12 protein-coding genes are annotated in these 19,465 nt (G+C 74.1%); 11 read left to right on the forward strand and 1 reads right to left on the reverse strand.

Annotated elements, in window-relative coordinates; translation table 11 throughout:
* Positions 1-227: 227 nt before the first annotated feature.
* A complete protein-coding gene (locus IE265_RS04240; protein ID WP_190033943.1) occupies positions 228-995 on the reverse strand; it encodes a hypothetical protein in 768 nt (255 codons plus the stop codon).
* 360 nt (positions 996-1,355) lie between these two features.
* Here IE265_RS04240 and IE265_RS04245 point away from each other — a divergent pair, with 360 nt between their 5' ends.
* From IE265_RS04245 to IE265_RS04295, 11 genes are all read left to right on the forward strand, one after another.
* Complete coding sequence (locus tag IE265_RS04245; protein WP_190033944.1) at positions 1,356-4,673, forward strand: non-ribosomal peptide synthetase; 3,318 nt, start codon at positions 1,356-1,358, stop codon at positions 4,671-4,673.
* Positions 4,670-6,052 (forward strand): serine hydroxymethyltransferase, encoded by a 1,383-nt coding sequence (gene glyA, locus IE265_RS04250; RefSeq protein ID WP_190033945.1) that lies wholly within the window; start codon positions 4,670-4,672, stop codon positions 6,050-6,052. Before IE265_RS04245 ends, glyA begins: the two co-directional genes overlap by 4 nt.
* Positions 6,053-6,104: 52 nt before the next feature.
* Positions 6,105-6,956 carry a 4'-phosphopantetheinyl transferase family protein gene (locus tag IE265_RS04255; protein ID WP_190033946.1) on the forward strand — a complete coding sequence of 284 codons (852 nt, stop codon included), beginning with the start codon at positions 6,105-6,107 and terminating at the stop codon, positions 6,954-6,956.
* Complete coding sequence (locus IE265_RS04260; protein ID WP_190033947.1) at positions 6,953-7,720, forward strand: thioesterase II family protein; 768 nt, start codon at positions 6,953-6,955, stop codon at positions 7,718-7,720. Before IE265_RS04255 ends, IE265_RS04260 begins: the two co-directional genes overlap by 4 nt.
* A gap of 50 nt (positions 7,721-7,770) precedes the next feature.
* A complete protein-coding gene (locus IE265_RS04265) occupies positions 7,771-12,372 on the forward strand; it encodes a condensation domain-containing protein (protein WP_190033948.1) in 4,602 nt (1,533 codons plus the stop codon).
* Positions 12,369-14,687: a non-ribosomal peptide synthetase gene (locus IE265_RS04270; RefSeq protein WP_190033949.1), complete on the forward strand. Its 2,319-nt coding sequence runs from the start codon at positions 12,369-12,371 to the stop codon at positions 14,685-14,687. Before IE265_RS04265 ends, IE265_RS04270 begins: the two co-directional genes overlap by 4 nt.
* Before the next feature lie 19 nt (positions 14,688-14,706).
* Entirely contained in the window at positions 14,707-15,978 is a 1,272-nt protein-coding gene (locus IE265_RS04275) for a cytochrome P450 (protein ID WP_190033950.1), read from the forward strand.
* The gene (locus IE265_RS04280) at positions 15,975-16,697 is read left to right on the forward strand and encodes a thioesterase II family protein (protein ID WP_190033951.1); all 723 of its coding nucleotides are present in this window, start codon (positions 15,975-15,977) and stop codon (positions 16,695-16,697) included. The genes IE265_RS04275 and IE265_RS04280 overlap by 4 nt, the downstream gene beginning before the upstream one ends.
* A 95-nt stretch (positions 16,698-16,792) precedes the next feature.
* Positions 16,793-17,557, forward strand: a complete 765-nt coding sequence (locus IE265_RS04285) for a 3-oxoacyl-ACP reductase (RefSeq protein WP_190033952.1) — start codon at positions 16,793-16,795, stop codon at positions 17,555-17,557.
* Between the two features lie 76 nt (positions 17,558-17,633).
* Positions 17,634-18,143 (forward strand): DinB family protein, encoded by a 510-nt coding sequence (locus IE265_RS04290; protein ID WP_190033953.1) that lies wholly within the window; start codon positions 17,634-17,636, stop codon positions 18,141-18,143.
* Positions 18,144-18,187: 44 nt separating this feature from the next.
* A complete protein-coding gene (locus IE265_RS04295; RefSeq protein ID WP_190033954.1) occupies positions 18,188-19,429 on the forward strand; it encodes a phospholipase D-like domain-containing protein in 1,242 nt (413 codons plus the stop codon).
* Positions 19,430-19,465 lie beyond the last annotated feature (36 nt).

A 19,465-nucleotide genomic window follows, 5' to 3' on the forward strand; every position in this document is an offset into this window, starting at 1 on the left:
AGCGGTCGGGGCCCCACCCATGTGCCGCCGACGCCTCCCCGCCCCGCCGGGCCCCGGCGCCGCGGCCCGCCCCGGCACCGGCACCGGCGGCGGGCGGGGGCTGCGGCTCCGGCAGCCGGGCTCGGAGGACCGACTGCCGCTGCGGCCCCGGGAACTGGGCGCGGACAGCCGCTGCGACTGCGGCTGCGGCTGCGGCTGCGGAGACCGCGAGGGACCGCGACGCCGTCTCAACCCGCGCCGACGGCAGCCTCGTTGGCGTCCCCGAAGGCCTCGGCCGCGTCGATGGCGACCCACAGCGCCGACGCCCTGGCGAGCAGCGTGCCCTCCTCGGCGTCGAACAGCGCCGTGGTGTTGGTGTTCGTGCGTCCCTCGGAACGCTCCAGCCGGCCGACGACCACGTAGGCGCGCCCGGCCCTCGGAAGTTCCGTCAACTCGGCCGTCATACGCCCCAGTAGCCTCGGCCGGCGCACCGGATCTGCCGTCCAGCCGCCGGGGCAGTCCAGCGCGCTCCACACGATCTCCGCAGGCACCCTCCCGTCGGGTCCCGCCACGGCGGGGGTCGGCGACCAGGTGCAGGCCACCGTGCCGGCCCGGCCCGGCACCTCGCCCGGCCGCAGGTTCAGTCCGTCGTCCGCCCGCGCGGTCCCGCAGACAAAGCAGCCGGGAAAGGGATGCCCCTCGCCGGTGAAGCGCGCCTCCGCCGCCCTCGCAAGCGCCTGGTCCACCGGCGCCAGTACGGGAATCTCCCCACCCGCCGTTGCCACCGAGGCGACGACGTCCTCCCCCTGCCAGGCGTGCCCGCGCCTTCCCGCGACGCGGTACTCGAGTTCGGTGTCCAGCGGCACCGGCAGGTGCAGGGTGACCGCGGCGGGCCCGGTCAGATGCCCGGCCCCCTCGGCCAGCACCGCCAGCCGGCCGCAGGCGTAGCCGCCGTTGGCGCTGGTGGGCGGTCCGTTGAAGCCGGAGTCGACGGTGAAGGTGGTCACGGCGGGCACGGCGTCTCCTGGACGGTCTCGGGGATGTACCGGCGACCCTAGGACCCGGGTGCCCCCGATGGACGGCCCCTGCGGCGCTCCGGACGTCAGGAATGTCCCGGACTACCGGGCGCCGCACGGCGGTTGCCACTCTGTCCGGGTACCCCCGGGTGTGCCTCTCGCCACGCCCCGGGACGTGTCCGACCGCCCCCTCCCGGCGTGCACGGCCGGACACGCCCCCGGAGCGACGGTCGGGCCCCGCCCGGCGTCCGGGCCGACTCCCGGCCGCCGCGCCGCGCGGCACCGGACGCCCTACGCCCCAGACCGCAACGCCTACGTGTGGAGACGGCCGTGCAGACCTCACAACCAACCGTGTTTCCCATGGCCTCCGCCCAGGAACGCCTGTGGATCGTCGAGCAGCTCACCCCGGGAACGACCGCGTACAACATTCCGCTCGCCGTCCGACTCCACGGGCCGCTGGACCGCGAGGCGCTGCGCGGCGCCCTCCAGTACGTCGTCGACCGGCACGAGGCACTGCGCACGCGCTTCACCCAACTCGACGGGCAGGCGGTGCAGGTCGTCGAGCAGGCCGTGGCCGTGGGCCTATCCGTCACCGACGTGGCCGAGGCGGGTGTCGAGGCGGCGCTCGCCGCCGAAGCCGCCCGACCGTTCGACCTGTCGGCGGGTCCCCTGCTGCGGGCCTCCCTGCTGCGGTTGTCCGAGGACGAGCACGTGCTCGCCGTCACCGTCCACCACCTGGTCTCGGACATGTGGTCCTGCGGCATCCTGCTGGACGAGTTGGGCGCCGCCTACGGTTCGCTGGTCTCGGGCGCGACCCCCTCGCTCCCCGAACTAGAGGTGCACTACCCCGACTTCGCCCTCTGGCAGCGGGAACGGCTGTCCGGCGAGCACCTGGAAGGGCTCCTCGCCCACTGGCGCGAGCGGATGGAGGACGCGCCGCGGCTGCTCCAGCTCCCGTTCGACCGGCCGCGTCCCGCCGTACAGTCGCTGCGCGGACGGCAGCTCCCCGTGTCGCTGTCGCCGGAGCTCTCCGCGGCCGTGGAGAAGCTGTCCCGGACGTCCTCCACGACTCCGTTCATGACGCTGCTGGCCGCGTTCCAGCTCCTGCTCGGGCGCTACGGCGGGCAGGAGGACATCGTGGTGAGCACCGGCGTCGCCACCCGCACCCCGGAGACCGAGCAGGTCATCGGCTGCTTCATCAACACCGTGCTGCTGCGCACCTCGCTGGCGGGCGACCCGACCTTCACGGAACTGCTGGGCCGGGTCAGGACCACCACGCTCGACGCGCTCGAACACCAGGAACTCCCCTTCCAGCGGCTGGTGGACGAACTGCGCCCGCAGCGCGACCTCAGCGTCAACCCGCTGGCCCAGGTCATCTTCCTGCTCCAGAACGCGCCCGAGCCCACCCTCTCGCTGCCCGGCCTGGAAGCAGCGGCGACGGGCACCGACCGGGGCGGCGCGCAGTGCGACCTGGACGTGCAACTGCGTTACGTGGACGGCGTCTTCACCGGCTTCGTCGAGTACGCGGAGGACCTCTTCGACGAGGCGACGATCCGCCGGCTGTGGGGGCACTACGAGGTGCTGCTCACCGCCGCCGCCGAGGCCCCCGGCCGACGGCTCAGCGAGCTGCCGTGGCTGACTGCCGCGGAGCTGGAGCGGGCCGTCGGCGAGTGGAACGACACGGCCGCGCCCGCCCCCGACGTCTGCCTGCACGAGCTGTTCGAGCGGCGCGCCGCCGAGCAGCCCGGCGCTCCGGCCCTCGCCTGGACCGGCGGCGGCGTCGGCTACGGCGAACTCGACCGCAGGGCAGAGCGGTTGGCGCGGTCACTGCGCGCCGCGGGAGTCGGACCCGACGTGCCGGTCGCCGTCTGCCTGGACCGCTCGGCGGCCATGGCGACGGCGGTGCTCGGCGTGCTCAAGGCCGGCGGCGCGTACGTGCCGCTGGACGCCTCCTATCCGGGCGAGCGGCTGGCGTTCATGCTCGCGGACGCGCGGCCGGCCGTGCTCCTGACGGACGCGGCCCATCTGGAGCACCTGCCCGTCGACCCCGCCACGGGGCGCGTGCTCGGCGACGGGACCGACCACGTCGTACACGTCATGCCGGTCGACGCAACGGGCGGGACGGACGGGACCAGGGGGGACCACGGAACGGAGGGGATGTCGGACGCCCTCGCGCCCGGCACCTCCGCGGCGGCCGGACCCGACAACCTCGCGTACATCATCTACACCTCCGGTTCCACCGGCCGCCCCAAGGGGGTCGCCGTCACCCACCGCGGCGCGGCGAACAACATCGCCGACCTCAACCGCGGGCAGTCCATCGGTCCCGGCGACTCGGTGCTCGCCCTGTCCTCCCTGAGCTTCGACATGTCGGTGTACGAGCTGCTCGGCATGCTCGCCGCCGGCGGCACCACGGTCCTGCCCGACGCCGGCTCGGCCAAGGACCCCCGCCACTGGGCCGAGCTGATCGAGCGGCACGGCGTCACCGTCTGGAACTCGGCGCCCACCCTTCTGGAGGCACTGGTCGACGCGCTGGGCACGACCGCCCCGGCCCGGCCCACGCTCCGGGTGGCCTTCCTCGGCGGCGACTGGGTGCCGGTGCCCCTGCCGGACCGCGCCAGGGCGCTCTTCCCGGAACTCCGGGTCGTCGTCATGGGCGGCGCCACGGAGGTCTCCATCCACTCCGTCGTCCAGCTCGTCGCGCAGACCGGCGCGGACTGGGTGCACATCCCCTACGGCCGTCCGATGGCCAACCAGCAACTGCTGATCGTCGACGAGAGGTTGGAGGTCGTCCCGGTCGGTGTCCCGGGCGAACTGTGCCTCGCCGGGACCGGACTGGCCCGCGGCTACCTGGGCCGCCCGGGGGCGACCGCGGAACGCTTCGTGCCGCACCCCCGCGCGGGCGCCCACCCGAGCGTGCCCGCCGGGGCACGGCTGTACCGCACCGGCGACCTCGCCCGGTACGCCGACGACGGCACCGTGCACCTGCTCGGACGGCTCGACCACCAGGTCAAGGTGCGCGGGTTCCGCATCGAACTGGGCGAGGTCGAGGCCGCGCTCACCGGGCACCCGGACCTCGCCGAGGCGGTGGCGGCGGTCCGCACGGACGCGTCGGGGCACGGCATCGGCATCACCGCGTACGTCGTGCCGTCCACGGGCGCCGCGCCCGGCGCCGGCGATCTGCGCAAGCACCTGAAGGCCACCCTGCCGGACCACATGGTCCCCGACTCGTTCGTGGTGCTGGACGCCCTTCCGCTGTCGGCCAACGGCAAGGTGGACCGCCGCGCCCTGCCGGCGGCCACCGTGGACGTCCGGCTGGAGCCGGCCACCTCCTACGTCGCCCCCCGCACCCCGCTGGAGCGCGCCGTCGCGGACATCTGGGCGGCCGTGCTGCGGACCGACCGGGTCGGTGTCGACGACGACTTCTTCGAGCTCGGCGGCAACTCACTCGGGGTGACGCAGGTGGCGTACGCGCTGAGCGACAACCTGCGCCTGGACGTGCCGCTGCGCGATGTCTTCGAGACGAGCACGGTGGCCGGGCAGGCGGCCCTCGCCGAGGAGGCGGGCCGCGCCGCGGGCACCGACGCGAACGCGATCGCGGAGATCTACCTCCAGGTCAGCGCCCTGGACGGCACGCAGACCCAGGACCTGCTCGACACCCTTGAGGAGAGCACCCGATGACGGCGGGCATTTTCGACCGGACGCTCGACCACGGCGCGCGGCTGCTCGCCGACCGGGATCCGGAGCTGTACGGGCTGCTGGAACGTGAGCAGGTGCGCCAGCACGAGACGCTCGCCATGGTCGCGGCGGCCAGCACCGCCGACCCCTCGGTGCTGGCCTGCGAGGCCAGCGCCACGGGCAACGTGACCACGGAGGGCTATCCGGGGGCGCGGTACCACGCGGGCTGCGAACTGGTCGACGAGGTCGAACGCCTCGCCGTGCGCCGGGCGAAGGAGGCCTTCGGCGCCCGGCACGCCAACGTGCAGCCGCACTCGGGCTCGACCGCCAACCAGGTCGTGCTCTGCAGCCTGCTCGCCCCCGGCGACGTCGTGCTCGGCATGGGCCTGAAGGCGGGAGGCCATCTCACCCACGGGGCGTCCGCCTCCATGAGCGGCCGGTTCTTCACCCCCGTCCGCTACGGCCTGGACGGCGACGGCCTGGTCGACTACGCGGGAATGGCCGCGCTCGCCCGCGAGCACCGGCCCAAACTCATCTTCTGCGGGGCCAGTTCGTATCCGCGCGCCATCGACTTCGAACGCTTCCGGGAGGTCGCGGACGAGGTCGGCGCCTACCTGGTGGCGGACATCTCGCACATCGCGGGGCTGGTCGCCGCGGGAGTGCACCCCAGCCCCGTCGACGTGGCCCACGTGACGACGACCAGTACGTACAAGCAATTGTACGGGCCCCGGGGCGGTCTGATCCTGCTGGGCCGCGACGCCGGGACGCGCACCGCCTCCGGCCGGACGCTCCAAGCGGCCCTGGAGGACGCGGTCTTCCCCTACCTCCAGGGCACCCCGCGACTCAACACGATCGCGGCCAAGGCGCGGGCACTGGCCGACGTCGCCACCCCGGCGTTCCGCGAGCGCGCCGAGCGGATCGTCACGACCGCCGCCGCGCTGGCCAAGGAACTCGACAGCCGCGGCCACCATGTGCTGACCGGGGGCACCGACACCCACATGGTGCTGCTCGACGTGGCGCGCCGCGGGCTGACCGGCACCATCGCCGAGCGGGCCCTGGAGAGCTGTGGAGTCATCGTCAACAAGAACAGCATCCCGGGCGACCGGCACGGGCCCCGGGTCGCCGGCGGCGTGCGCCTGGGCACCAACGTGCTGGCGCTGCGCGGCATGGGCGTGGCCGAGATGGCCGAGTGCGCGGACCTCTTCGACACCGTGCTCGCGGCCGTGCGCCCGTCCGGCGACCGCGACTACGGGCTGGACGAGGGCGTACGGCGCGCCGCTGCCGCCCGCGCCGCCGAGCTGTGCCGCCGCTTCCCGCTGCCCGACCACCCGCTGCCGGCGGCGGTGCGGCCGGACACCGGCCGGGTCGCAGCGGCCGTCTGAGCACTGCCCGCTGCCGGCCGTCCGGTCGGCAGCGGGCCCATGAGGAGTCGCGATGTCAACGATGTGGGAGATCGCCGGCGCGGATCCGGCGGCGGTGCCGCCGCCGGCGCCCGGCCTGCGCACCGGTGTGGTTCACCTGTGGTACCTGGAACTCGACGAACTGGAACTTCCCGACGGCGGCGACTGCCTGGACGGCGACGAGCGCCGGCGGGCGAGCCGGCTGCAACGCGCCGTCGACCGGCGGCGCTACCGGGCCGCCCACTGCGCGCTGCGGCACATCCTCGCCGGCTACACCGGCGAGGCGCCCGCCGAGCTGCGCTTCCACCGCTTCTGCCCGCGGTGCGGCCCCGCCGTGCACGGGAAGCCCATCTGGGCCGTGGACTCGGGACAGGTCGCCCTCGACGTCAGTCTGAGCCACAGCGACCAGGTCGCCATGGTGGCCGTGTGCCGGCCACCGCTGGCCGTGGGCGTGGACGTCGAACGGGTCAGGGCCGGGGTCAACTGGTCCGCTGTCCTGGTCGACGACGGAACCGGCCCGCATCTGGCGGACCGCGAGGGAACCCAGGTGTGGACGCGTCTGGAGGCCGTGGGCAAGGCGGCGGGCACCGGTGTCGTGGACCTGCCGCGCATCGGCGAACTCCGCCCCGACGGCTGGGCCGACGCGCGCGTGCCCGGAGTGCCCGGCGTCTGGTTCGTACGGGCCGTCGAGGCACCCGAGGGCTTCGCCGCCGCGCTCGCCGTCAACGACCTGCCGGACGGCACGGAGAGCCTGCGCTGGAGCTGCTCCCCCGAGTGCCCGGAGCCACTGTCAGGAACTCACCCGACTGCAACTCCCCGCCACGATCACGAAGCTGGGTACAGCGGTCCGGCACAGGCCCGGGACCGGGGAGGGGAACGCACATGACGTGGCTGCGCGACTGGTCGCAGAGTGAGGACGTCGCCCTGCGCGTGCTCTGTCTGCCGGCCGCCGGCTCCTCGGCCCACACCTACCGGAGCTGGTCGGGGCTGCTGCCTCCGGACGTGGGGCTGGTGGCGGTGGAACTGCCGGGTCACGGCTCGCGGCTCGCGGAGACTCCGCTGCGGACCATGGACGGGATCGTCCGCCCGCTGGCGGCCGAGGTCGCCGGACTCGCCGACCGGCCCCTGGTGGTCTTCGGGCACAGCATGGGAGCCACCGTCGGCGCCGAGCTGTGCCGGACCCTGCGGCGCGAGGCGGGCGTGACGCCGGCGCTGATGGTCGCCGCCGCCTGCGAGGCGCCCCGGGAAGGGCCGCGCAAGGACTACTCGCGGTGGCTCACCGAGGACGGCGTCCTCGACTTCCTGCACCACATGGGCGGCACCCCGCCGGAGCTGCTCGCCCACGACGACTACCTGCGGATGCTGCTTCCCGTCCTGCGGGCCGACCTGACCGCGCTGGCCGGGCCGCAGCCCGGCGACGACAGTCCGCTGGACTGCCCGGTACGGGTCTACCTGGGCGACCGCGACCCCGGGGTGCGGCCCGAACGCGCCGCGGCCTGGAGGCGCGAGAGCAACGGCGACTTCGCGCTCCACACGTTCGCGGCCGGCCACTTCCTCGTCCAGGAGCGCAGGGCCGAGGTCCTCGCGCAGCTGTGCGCGGACGTGCGGCCCCTGCGGCACGCGCGGCGGACCACAGGACGGCAGTCATGACATCCACCGGCACGAACCCGAACGATCAGCCATTGAAGGGTGAGGCGCACATGCGACCGGCCACACTGACAGCAGAACAGCGGGAGCTGCTCGACCGGCTGGTCGCGCGTCGGGTCCCGGCCGCCCCGTCCGGTCGCATCGGACGCCACGGCGGCGACCGCGCGGCGATGCCCCTCTCACCGGCGCAGCAGCGCATCTGGTTCTTCAGCCGGCTGGAGCCCGAGGCCGTGTTCTACAACGTCGCCGGCGCGGCACGGCTGAGGGGGCGGCTCGACACCGCCCTCCTGCACCGGTGCCTCGGCGAGATCGTGGAACGGCACGAGGTGCTCCGCACCACCTACCGCCAGCTCGACGGCGCCCCCGTGCAGACGGTCCGCCCCTTCACCGGACTCGACCTCCCGCTCACCGACCTGACCGACCTGCCGGCCGGTGAACGGGAGGCGGCGGCCCAGCGGTTGTGCAAGGACGAGATCAACCGGCCCTTCGACCTCGAACAGGACCTGATGCTGCGCCCGGCGCTGCTGCGCCTGGCCGACGACGAGCACCTGCTGCTGATCTGCCAGCACCACATCGCCACCGACGGCTGGGCGATGAACGTCCTCATCAGGGAGCTGGGCGAGCGCTACTCGGCCCGTGTGCGCGGACAGGAGCCCGCGCTGCCGGAACTCTCCGTCCAGTACGGGGACTTCGCCGCCTGGCAGAGCGAGCGGATGAACGACGCCGCGGTCGAGAAGCAACTCGACTACTGGCGCGAACGCCTGGCGGACACCCGTCTGGTGGACATCGCCACGGGACTGCCCCGGTCGGCCGAACTCACCTGGCGGGGCGGCACGGTCCCCTACCGGATGGCAGCGGAGACCGTCGCCCGCCTGACCGGACTGGCCGAGACGGAGCGGGCCACCCCGTTCATGGCCCTGCTCGCCGCGCAGTCCGTGGTGCTGTCCCGCTGGAGCGGCCAGGACGACATCGTCATCGGTTCCGCGGTCGCCGGCCGCAGGCGGGCCGAACTCGAGCATCTCGCGGGCTGTTTCGTCAACGAGCTGGCGCTGCGCATGGACACCACGGGCTCGCAGACCTACCGCGACCTCCTGCGCCAGGCGAGGGAGGTGTGCCTCGGGGCGTACGAGCACCAGGACGTGCCCTTCGAGCGCATCGTCGAGGTCATCACTCCCGAGCGCGACAACAGGGCCAGGGTCCCGCTCGTCCGGCACCAGATGGGCTTCGACAACTCGCAGCGCTGGAGCGTGGAGCTTCCCGAACTCACCTTCTCCATCGAACCGCTGAGCACCGACACGGCCCGCTTCGACCTGGAGGTCGACCTGGAGCCCGACGACGACGGCGGTATCCGCGGCACGGTCTACTTCTCCACCGACGTCTTCACCGAGGCCGTCGTCCGCCGCATGATGGACTCGCTGGACACGCTCGTCGACGGCGTGTGCCGGAACCCGGACGTCCCGGTGCGCGAGCTGCCGGTCGTGGCGGCCTCCCGGGCGCAGTCCCCGGACGCGGAGCCCTCCGCTCCTGTCGTGAAGGCGCCCGGCCCGGCCGTCACGGTGGCCTCGCTCCTCGAGGAGCGGGCGCGGCTGAGCCCCGACGCCGTCGCGCTGCGGCACGGGGACACGGCCGTCACCTTCCGCGAGCTGGACGAGGCCGCCAACCGGCTGTCCTGGGAGCTGCGGGAGCTGGGCGTGCTCAAGGGCAGCCCCGTCGCCGTCTGCGTCCCCGCCTCCGCGCACGGCGTGACCGCGCTGCTGGGCGTGGTCAAGGCCGGCGGCGTGGCCGTGCCCCTCGACCCCCGGCATCCCGTCGGGCACCTCAACGACGTCCTGCTCGACTGCTCCACCGACCTGGTGCTGGTCCTGGGCGACGGTCCCGAGGGGCTGGACCCGCTGGTGCGTCCGTTCGACGTCGGCACCGCGCTCGGGCACCGGCCCGCGGACCGTCCCGCCGCGACTCCCGAGGCCGGCCACGACGCGTTCGCCGACTATCCGCCGCCCTCGGACGCCCCGCCGCGCGGCGTGCTGACCACCCACGCCGGGGCCGCCCATCGGCTCGGCCGGGCCGCCGCCGTCCACCTGGAGGGACTGGAACCCCGGGCACGGGAGGGGGGCGTGCTGACCGTCCCTCCGAACGGGGGCGCCTGCCCCTGGGAACTGCTGTGGCCCGCCGCGGCCGGCGCCCGGCTCGTCCTGCCGGCCGGCGGGAGCGCCGCGGACCTGGCCCGCACGGTGCTCTCCGAAGGGGTCGCCGTGCTCGCCTGCCCGGCCTCCACACTGGACGCGGTACTGGACGCGGCGCCCGACCTGCCGTCCCTGCGCCGTGCCGTGTGCACGGACGAACGCCCGTGGCCCGCGCTCGCCGACCGGCTGGCGGCACGTGCCCCCGGGAGCGGGCTGCACGCCCAGGCCGGCCCCGCGCACGCGGCCCTCGACCTGGTGTTCCGGCCCGTGCCCGGGACCGGTGGAGACGGGTGCGCGGAGGGTACGCGGCTGACGGGGGCACCGGAGGGGGGCCTGCGGCTGCGCGTCCTCGACACGGCCGGGCTGCTCGTTCCCGGCGCGGTCCCCGGCGAACTGTGCGTCGGCGGCCTCCCGTCGCCCGGCGGCGTGCTGGGACGCCCGCACGAGAGCGGCCGCCTCCTGGCCGACGACCCGCTGCGGCCCGGCGAGCACCTGGTGCGCACCGGACTGCGCGCCCGCCGGCTGTCCGACGGCACCCTGGAGCTGCTCGGCGAAGGCGTCCGCGTCCGCACCCACCCGGTGGAGCGGACCGACGTGGAGGCCGCGCTGCAGTCGGCGCCGGATGTCGACCGCGCGCTGGTCGCCCCGTACGAGGGCGAGGGCCCGGAACCCGAACTGGTCGCCCACGTCAGGCTCCTCGACCGGGGCCCCGGCGGTGACGGCGAGGCCCGGGCGGTGTTCGAGGAGACCTACGCGAAACGTGCCGCCGAGGACGATCCGGCGCTCAACGTGACCGGCTGGAACAGCCCGCACACCGGCGAGTACCTCACGGCAGCCGAGATGCGCGAGTGGGCCGACACCACGTTCCGCCGCATCCTCGCGCTGCGGCCGGCCGACGTGCTGGAGATCGGCTGCCGCACCGGCGCCCTCCTCTTCCGCCTGGCACCGCGCAGCGACCGGTACACCGGCACGGACCTCTCGGCGCACGCCCTGCACCACATCCGCGACCACCAGGACTGGCTCGCCAACAAGGTCGACGACGTGACGCTCCTGGAGCGCGCGGCCGACGACTTCGACGGGTTCGCCGACGACTCCTTCGACACCGTCGTCCTCAACTCCGTCGTGCAGTACTTCCCGAACCGGGCGTACCTGGAGCGGGTGCTCGCCGGGGCCCTGCGTGTGCTCCGCCCCGGCGGCCACGTCTACCTCGGGGCCGTACGGTCCCTGCCGCTGCTCGGCGCGATGCACCTGCCGGGACAGCTGGAGCTGCTGGAACCTGAGGCGCCGGCCTCGCAGTTGTGGAACTCGGTGGGCGCCCGCAGCGGCCAGGAGGAGGAACTGCTCCTGGACCCCCGCTACTTCGCCTCCCTCGCCGAGAGGCTCCCCGGACTCTCCGAGGCGTACGTGCTGCCGCGGCTGGGCCGGCACCGCAACGAACTCGGCGTCTACCGCTACGACGTGGTGCTGCGCGCCGGCGACCCCGTCGGGCCCGCCGCGGCGGACACCGTCCTCGACTGGGCGGCCGACGGCCTCACCGCGGACGCGGTGACCCGGTACCTGTCCGACCGCGCGCCCGGACGGCTGCTGCTGCGGTCCGTGCCCGACGCCCGTGTGCACGGCCGGCTGCGGGCCCTGTCCGCGCTGGCGGACGGCGGGCTCTCCACCGTCGCCGACGCCAACGCGGCGCTGGCGCCCCGGCCCGCGACGGCGGGCGGCCCCGTCGACCCCGGCGCCCTGGTGGCCGCCGCCGGGCAGGCGGGCTGGACCGCCCTCGTGCAGTACGGCCCCGACGGCGGCGGCAGACTGGACGTCCTGCTCACCCCCGCCGAACGGGAGACGGAGTCGGCCGGCCCGCCGCCGGAGGGCTTCGGGCTGCGCGCGACGGCGCCGGACGCCGGCTCGCCCGCGGGCGTCCCGGACGACGGCGCCCTGGCCAACGACCCGCTGGCGGTCACCCGGGTGCGCGGCGCGGTGGCCCGACTGCGCCGGCGGCTCCAGGAGCGGCTGCCCGCCCACGCCGTGCCGGCCCACATCCTCGTCGTACCGGACTTCCCCCTCGACCGGGCCGGTTCGGCGGACCGCGCCGCCCTCCCCGGGCCGGATCTGGCCGCCGCCGCGGCCGAGGCGCACCGCGAACCGAGCACGGCGACCGAGGCGACGCTGGCCGGGATCTGGTCCGAGGCGCTCGGCGTGGACCGGGTGAGCGTGCACGACGACTTCTTCGCCCTCGGCGGGCACTCGCTGCTCGGCTCCGAGGTGATGGACCGGGTGAGGCAGGAGTACGCCGTCGACGTGCCGCTCGGCCTGCTCTTCGAGTCGCCGACCATCGCCGCGGTGGCCGCCCACGTGGACGAGCGGCTGGCCGCGCCCCGCGGGAGCGCCGCACCCATCCAGCGCATCGACCGGTCCGCGCAGCGCAGGCGGCGCAGCGCAGTTCCGGCCGGCACCGCCCCCTCGAAGGAGAACTCGTGACGTCACCGACCGATTCGCAGCAGCAGGACGCCTCGGGCACGGCGTCCTCGGGCCCCGGGCCGGAGGCCGCTCCCGCGCTCGCCGCGCTCGTCGCCGTGCTGTACCGGCGCTCCCTGCAGGACACGGTGCGCGTGGCGCACCGGGACACCGCCGCCGACTCGGTGCTCACCTTCGAGGTCTGCGCGGACCAGACGTTCGGCGCGCTCGTCGCGGACGCGGAGAAGGCGCTGCTCGCCCTGGCGGAGATCCGGGACGACGACCTCCACGGCCCCCCGGCGGACGCCGCGTTCGTCTGGGGCCCGGCGCCCTCGCGACCGGCGTCCGGGGTCACGCTCACGGGCGGGCCCGCGGGCCTGGCGGTCTCCGTCGGCGCGGACGCGGGCTCCGAATGGGACGCCGCACGCCTGGAGGACCAGGTGGCGACGGTCCTGTCGGCCGCCGCTCCTGACGTCCGGCTGTCCGTGCTGCCGCTCGCCTCCACCGCGGCCAGGGCCGAGGCGGCGGCACTGGCCGGCTCCGGCCGCGCCCCCGCTCCCGCGAGGCCCGTCCACGTCCTCGTCCAGGAGCAGGCCGGGCGGACTCCGGACGCGGTCGCCGTGAGCTGCGCCGGGCGGTCGCTGACCTACCGCGCCCTGACCGCCCACGCCGACCGGCTCGCCGTACGCCTCCAGGAGGCGGGGGCAGGCCCCGGACAGGTGGTCGGGGTGCTCGCCGAGCGGTCCCCCGAGCTCGTCGTCGCGCTGCTCGCCGTCCTGAAGACCGGTGCCGCGTACGCCGCGTTCGAGCCCGACCTGCCGGGCCCCCGCCTGCACCGGCTGCTGGCGGACACCGGGGCCTGCGCGGTGCTGGCCCAGGAGCGGTTCGCCGGTCGCGTGCCCGCCGGCCCCGCGGTGCTGCCGCTGGACACCCCGGCGGGCCCGGCGGGCGGCACCGGGACCGTACTCGCGGACGTCCCGGCGAGCGCCCCGGCGTACATCAGCTTCACCTCCGGTTCGACGGGCGAGCCGAAGGGTGTCCGGGTGCCGCACGCCGCGGTGTCCCGGCTCGTGGTCCGGCCGGACTGGGCCGAGTTCCGCGCGAAGGACGTCTTCCTCCAGCTCGCCCCCGTCGCCTTCGACGCGTCGACGCTGGAGCTGTGGGCCCCGCTCGTCAACGGCGGCCGGCTGGCCGTGCACGCGCCTGGTCCGCTCGCCACCGACCAGCTCGCCGCCACCCTGACCGGGGAGGGGGTGACCGTCGCCTGGCTGACGGCGGGCCTGTTCCACCAGATGGTCAACCAGCACCTCGACGCCTTCGCCGGGCTGCGGCACGTACTGGCCGGCGGCGACGTCGTCTCCGCGAGCCATGTCAAGCGGCTGCTGACCGCCCACCCGCACCTGCTCTTCACCAACGGCTACGGGCCCACGGAGAACACCACCTTCACCACCTGCTGGACCTCCGCCGAGCCGCCCGCCGGGAACTCCGTTCCGCTCGGCAGGCCCGTCAGCGGTACGCGGGCCCTGGTACTCGATCCGGACCTCGAGCCCGTACCGGTCGGCGTGCCCGGCGAACTCCACGCGGGCGGAGAGGGGTTGGCCCACGGCTACCTGAACAGGCCGGCCGCGACGGCGGAGCGCTTCGTGCCGGACCCGTTCGCCAACGAGCCCGGTGCCCGGCTGTACCGGACGGGCGACCTCGTGCGCCTGCTGCCCGACGGCTCGCTGGAGTTCCTCGGCAGGGCCGACCGCCAGATCAAGGTCCAGGGCTACCGGGTGGAGCCGGGCGAGATCGAAGCGGTACTCGGCGGCCACGAGGACGTGCGCCAGGCGGTCGTGGTCGCCCAGAGCGACGGCGTCCGGGGCAGACGGCTGCTCGCCTACGTCACGGCGGAGCGGCCCGAGGACGACGAGCCCGCGGCGCTCGGCCGGCGGCTGCGCGAGTGGCTCCGCGGCGAACTGCCCGGCCACCTGGTCCCCTGGGCCATCCTCCCGCTGCCCGAACTCCCGCTGAACCGCAACGGCAAGGTGGACCGGTCCGCGTTGCCCGCGGCCCGCCGGACCGCGCGTTCGCTGGCCACGGAGTACATCGCGCCGCGTACCGCCACCGAGAGCGCGGTGGCCGAGGAGTGGGCGGACCTGCTCGCCGTCGAACCCGTCGGCGTGGACGACGACTTCTTCGAACTGGGCGGCCACTCGCTGATCGCGGCGGACCTGCTCACCCGCCTCCAGGACCGGTTCCGGGTGGAACTGTCCGCGCGGACCCTCTACCTGCGGCCCACGGTCGCCGAACTGGCCGAAGAACTCGGGGGCCTGCCGGCCGCCGAGTCCGCCCGCTGAGATCAGGAGATCACCCGAGATGAGGCTCAACCAGCCGGTGCCGCCCGACGAGATCGACCTGGAGTCGGTCGACCTGGTCGACTCCGCCCTGTACGGGAACGGCGACCCGCACTCCATCTGGAACGCCATGCGCCACCGCGACCCGGTCCGCTGGCAGCAGGTCGACGACACCCTCGGCTTCTGGTCGGTGACCAAGTTCGAGGACGCCGACCTGGTCCTGCGGGACCACACCCTGTTCACCTCGCAGCGCGGCACGATGCTGTTCCTGCTCGGCAAGGACGACCCGGCGCGGGGCCGCCAGATGGCGGCGACCGACCCGCCGCGCCACACCCGTATGCGGGTCCCGATGCAGCGCGCGCTCACCAACAAGCAGGTGGAGAAGTACCGGGACGCGGTCACCACCGAGGTGCACCGGCTGCTGACCCCCGCGCTGGGCGGTGAGCCCTTCGACTTCGCCGAGGCCATGATGTCGCTGCCGATGGCGACCGCCGGCACGATGATGGGCCTGCCGCGCGAGGACTGGACCCGGCTGACCCGGCTGACGACCATGTCCATCGCCCCCGAGGACCCGGAGTTCGCCGGGCCGGGCGACGCCGCCGACACGCTCCGGACGGCGCACCGGGAGCTGTTCGCGTACTTCCACGACATCCTGCGCGAGCGCCGCGACAACCTCGGCGACGACCTCATCAGCCTGCTGATGGAGATGGAGATCGACGGCCGCAAGCTGGAGACCGGCGCGATCCTGTCGAACTGCTACAGCCTGATCCTCGGCGCCAACGTCACCACGCCGTTCGTGCCGACCGGCGCGATGGCCGAGGTGATCGGCACTCCCGTGCTCGACGAGTGGCGCTCCGACCCCAAGCTGCTGAACACCGGGGTCGACGAGGCCCTTCGCTGGTCCTCCCCGGCCAACCACTTCATGCGCTACGCGCTCCAGGACATCGAGCTGCGCGGCAGGAGGATCAGGGCGGGCGACGCCGTCGTGGTCTGGCTGGGATCGGCCAACCGCGACGAGGAGGCGTTCGCGGACCCGTTCACGTTCGACATCCGCCGCAAGCCCAACCGCCATGTGGCCTTCGGCAGCGGCGCGCACTACTGCGTCGGCCACACCGTGGCGCGGATGAGCCTGAAGATCCTCTTCACCGAACTCTTCGAGAACTTCGACGGGTTCGAGTCCGCGGGCGAGGTCGAGCACCTGCACTCCAACTTCGTGGCCGGCATCAAGCACATGCCGATGGTCGCCAGGGTCCGCGCGGGATCGGCCGCCAGGTACGCGGAGTCGCTCGCATGAGCGCCGCACGCTGGTTCCTGCGCGAGCCCTCCCCGGAGAGCGCCTCCCGGCTGTTCTGCCTGCCGTACTCCGGCTGCGGGGCGAGCATGTACCGCAAGTGGCCCCGCTTCGTGGGGGACACGGAGATCGTCCCGATCCAGCTCCCGGGCCGCGAGAACCGGTTCCGCGAGGAGTCGTACAAGACGTACGAGGCCCTCGCGGACGACCTCGTCGAGGTGCTGCTCCCCCATCTGGACCGGCCGTTCGGCATCTTCGGCCACTGCGGATCGGCTCTGCCGGGGTACGAGACCGCCGTCAGGCTGCTGGAGCGCGGCTACCCGACGCCGGCCCGGCTGTTCGTCTCCTCGCAGATCGCCCCGCACCGCGGACCGCACGGCCGGTTCCTGGAGATGACGGACGCCGAACTGGCCGCGGAGGTGCACACCCTGATCGTCGAACTGGGCGGCACGCCGCGCCCGGACCTGGTCGAGCTGAGCCTGGAGATCCTCCGCTCCGACGTGGAGACCAACAAGCGCTACCACCCGGCCGAGCCGGTGCGGCTGCCCTTCCCGATCACCGCGCTCGGCTGGGACGAGGACGTCGAGGTCGACCACCGGCTGATGGACTCCTGGGCCGACTGCGGCGAGACCACCTTCCGGGTGCTCCACGGCCCGCACTACCGGTTCATGGAAGCCCCCGACGAACTGCTCGACGCGTTCACCGCGGACCTGCGGGCCTGATCCGGCCGGACCCCGCCCCGGGCACGGCCCCGGGCGGGGCCGCCCATCGGGCCGGCTCCCGCACCACACCCACCCGACGAGGGAATCGAGGAACCATGCAGCGTCTCAAGGACCGTGTCGCCGTGATCACCGGGGCGGGCAGCGGCATCGGGCTGGCGAGTGCCCGCAGGCTGGCGGCGGAGGGCGCCCGCGTGGTCGCCGTCGACCTGGACGAGACCGCCGGCAAGGCGGCGGCGCACGAGGTCGGCGGTCTGTTCCTGCGGGCCGACGTGGCCGTGGAGGACGAGGTCCGCGGGGTGTACGAGGAGGTGCACGCCCATTACGGGTCCGTGGACATCGCGTTCAACAACGCGGGGATCTCGCCGCCCGAGGACGACTCCATCCTCACCACGGACCTGGAGGCCTGGCGGCGGGTCCAGGAGGTCAACCTCACGTCGGTCTTCCTGTGCTGCAAGTACGTGATCCCCCACATGCGGCGGCAGGGCAGGGGCGCCATCGTCAACACGGCCTCCTTCGTGGCGCGGATGGGCGCGGCCACCTCGCAGATCTCGTACACCGCCTCCAAGGGCGGGGTGCTGGCGATGACCCGGGAACTGGGCGTCCAGTTCGCCCGCGACGGCATCCGCGTCAACGCGCTGTCCCCGGGCCCGGTCAACACCCCTCTGCTGCGGGAGCTGTTCGCGAAGGACCCGGAGCGGGCCGCCCGGCGGCTGGTGCACATTCCGGCGGGCAGGTTCGCCGAGCCCGAGGAGATCGCGGCGGCCGTCGCCTTCCTCGTCAGCGACGACTCCTCCTTCGTCAACGCCTCCGAGTTCCTCGTCGACGGCGGACTGTCGGCCGCGTACGTGACCCCGAACTGACCGCGAGCCCGCGGCAGACCCCGACCGACCCCGACAGCAACTGACAGCACCCGACTTGAGAGGACGACCGGAACCCGTGAACAGCGAGCGCACCGACACCCCCGGTTCCTGGGACGAGCAGACCACGTTGGCGGCCCTCCTGGACTACACACGGGCGACGGTGCACGCCAAGTGCGCCGGCCTCTCCGACGCGGACGCGCTCGGGGCCCCGCTGCCCGGCTCACCGCTGATGACGGTCGCCGGACTCGTCAGCCATCTGCGCTGGGTCGAGTACTACTGGATCCGGGTGGTGTTCCTGGGCGGCGAGGACATCCTGCCCGGCACCGAGGACGACCCGGACGCGGAGATGCGGATCGCCCCCGGCGTTCCGCTCGGCCGCCTGCTAGCGGAGTACGAGGCGCAGTGCGCCGACTTCCGCGTTCTGGTCGCGGGGCTCGATCCTGACGACCGGGCGAAGCAGCCGATCAGCGGGGACCGGTACCCGACCCTGCGCTGGATCCTGCTGCACCTGGTCGAGGAGACGGCACGCCACAACGGACACCTCGACATCCTGCGCGAGTTGGCGGACGGGGTCACCGGCACCTGACCCCGCACTCCCCCAGGCAGCGCCGGACCCGTAGGAGAATCCGCATGACCACGACCGTCCAGGGCCTCGGGCCGTCCGGCTCCCTGGCCGGGCAGCCGCGGACCCCGCCCCCGCTGTGCGCGGCCCGCTCGGCGGACCGCAAGCAGCGGTTCCGCCGGCGTCTGGAGCGGATGATCGGAGTCGCCGCGACCGAGCACAACACGCTGGTCCCGCTGCGCAACGGCGACGAGATCTTCACGTCGATGCTGGCCTCCATCCGGGCGGCGGAGCACACGGTCGACATGATGACGTTCGTGTACTGGCGGGGCGCGATAGCCAGGTCGTTCGCGGTCGCGCTCGCCGACCGCGCCCGGGCGGGCGTACGGGTCAGGCTGCTGCTCGACGGCTTCGGCAGCCGGCTCATCGAACGGGACCTGGTGACGCTCATGGAGCGGGCCGGCGTGCTCGTGGCCTGGTTCCGCAAGCCCCTGTCCCTGTCGCCCCTCAAGCAGAACCACCGCTGCCACCGCAAGGCGCTGATCGTGGACGAGACGCTCGCCCACACCGGCGGTGTGGGCATCGCGCAGGAGTGGTGCGGCGACGCCCGGTCCGCGGCCGAGTGGCGGGAGACGCACGTGCGGGTCAGCGGGCCCGCCGTCGACGGCATCGCTGCCGCGTTCGCGCAGAACTGGGCCGAGTGCCACCCGGCCCTCTTCGACGACCGGGACCGGTTCGTCGGGCAGCCCGCGCGGGGCACGTCGACCGTCCAGGTGGTGCGGGGTTCCGCCAGCGTGGGCTGGCAGGACATGAAGACCCTGATCCGGGTGATGCTCGAATCGGCGCAGGAGCGCGTCCGGTTGACGACCGCGTACTTCGCCCCCGATCCGTACTTCGTCGGGCTGCTCGGTGCCACCGCGCGCCGAGGGGTCGAGGTGGAAATCCTGCTGCCGGGACCGCACACCGACAAGCGCGTCTGCCAACTGGCGGGCGAGCGGCTGTACTCCACGCTGCTGGACGCGGGGGTGCGGATCTGGGAGTACCAGCCGACGATGATGCACGCGAAGGTGATCACCGTCGACCGGGTGGCCTCCCTGGTCGGTTCGGTGAACTTCAACCGCCGCTCCCTGGACCACGACGAGGAGATCATGCTCGCCGTGCTGGACGAGGCGTTCACCGCGACCCTGGACGGGCACTTCGACGACGACCGGTCCGTCAGCCGGCGCGTCGACGCCGCCCGGTGGAACACGCGCTCCGTCTCCCAGCGGCTCCAGGAGGCCGCGGTCACGCCGATCCGGCGGTTCCTGTAGGCCCCCGCTCCGGGACGCGGCCCCGGCAGGGCACCG

The sequence above is a fragment of the Streptomyces fructofermentans genome (assembly GCF_014651055.1).
Classification (GTDB): Bacteria; Actinomycetota; Actinomycetes; order Streptomycetales; family Streptomycetaceae; genus Streptomyces; species Streptomyces fructofermentans.